At 52.5% G+C, this 1,276-nt stretch carries 1 protein-coding gene; it reads right to left on the bottom strand.

The genetic code is table 11. The features are described from left to right. A partial coding sequence (locus ACRC1E_RS11400; protein WP_438515213.1) for a PIG-L deacetylase family protein occupies positions 1-1,142 on the bottom strand: 1,142 nt, incomplete at its 3' end. Between the last annotated feature and the right edge of the window lie 134 nt (positions 1,143-1,276).

Below are 1,276 nucleotides of genomic sequence, written 5' to 3'. Positions count from 1 at the left end.
GTCCGGTACGGCGCTATCCATCGCATAAGCCTGTTTCCCAGTTGCTCGACAATGTGATTGCGCGAATAAAGCTGCCGGCAGTCAAGCGGAGTGGGAAGCTGGACCAGTTGGTGCAGGGTTTCCTGAAAGTGGGGCAGGGCTGATGCTCCGTCAGTGGCAGCCTGCGTGATTTGTCGCCAGATTTCTTCGGGCTGGAATTGTGAGCGGTAAATGGCGCTTAGCCGGCGCTTACCTTCCATTGCCTCATCTATGACGTGCCTGTTGCTGATGGTTTTGCCATGTTGCCGGTTCAGCGCGGCCAGTATTTGCGTTTGATGCGCTGCGGCACGGTTGACGTAAGGTACGTCGCTATAAAAATAGACTGTGCATTTCAGATGCTTGCGCTGCAGTACATTTAGCCAGGCATTGCGCGTCAGTTCGTGATCAACATGCCCACCCAGTCCCAGTGGTAGCCAAAGCTCTTCAAAGCGAAGCCTGCCCAGTGCTGCTTCGATGAACAGTTCAAGCTGTGTTTGTTCTGCCTCGTCTGCATGGTGGTTAACAAGAGCGGAAATGGCCGCTGCGTGGCGGGTAAACCAGTCCGGCTGCCAGGCATCGTGGCTGAGGGTGTGTGGGTAACGCAATGGCGAGTCCGTCATTGACAGTACTTCATGTTCGCCGCCAATGCAGCGGGCCATCAAGGCAGACTCCGCCTTGCGTAAGGCCGTGACTTCGTCTTTGCCATGCAGTTGTGGCGGGGTAAAACCCAGTCCCTCCGTGTAGTTGCTGATGCCCACCATCGACAGGATGGTAAAGTGGCAATCCATCCGTCTTGACCACATCAGGCCGCCTACGCTAAAGGCGGCATCATCCATATGCGGTTCGATCACCAGTACCGCTCGGCGCTCCTCCGGAAAGCAGGCCTCGACACACTCGCACCAGCCTTGTGAATAAAAGCGGTGGATGCAGGCGAGCGCCCCCGGATATCGGGCTTCAATGCTGGCATTATTCACTCGGCCATTGATGCACTGCCAGATGTGGGCTTCTTCTGCCGTGAATTGTGCTTGCCTGCGGAAAAAAAAATCACGCAAGATATTATCTGCATCTAGTGTGAAATTTGGGTTTTTGAGTGAAATAAATGGGAATATATTAATATTATCCATGTTATTCTACCAGTTCAGTTCAGTTCAGTTCAGTTCAGTTCAGTTCAGTTCAGTTCAGTTCAGTTCTGTTCTGTTCTGTTCAGTATGTATCGTACGATAGCTAGAAGAAGTAGGTAGTTGGCCCGAAAAGGTTA

The organism is Craterilacuibacter sp. (genome assembly GCF_051659485.1).
Taxonomy (GTDB): domain Bacteria; phylum Pseudomonadota; class Gammaproteobacteria; order Burkholderiales; family Chromobacteriaceae; genus Craterilacuibacter.
The sequence above is the reverse complement of the archived record's forward strand: the minus strand, read 5'-3'. Positions and strand labels throughout refer to the sequence as shown.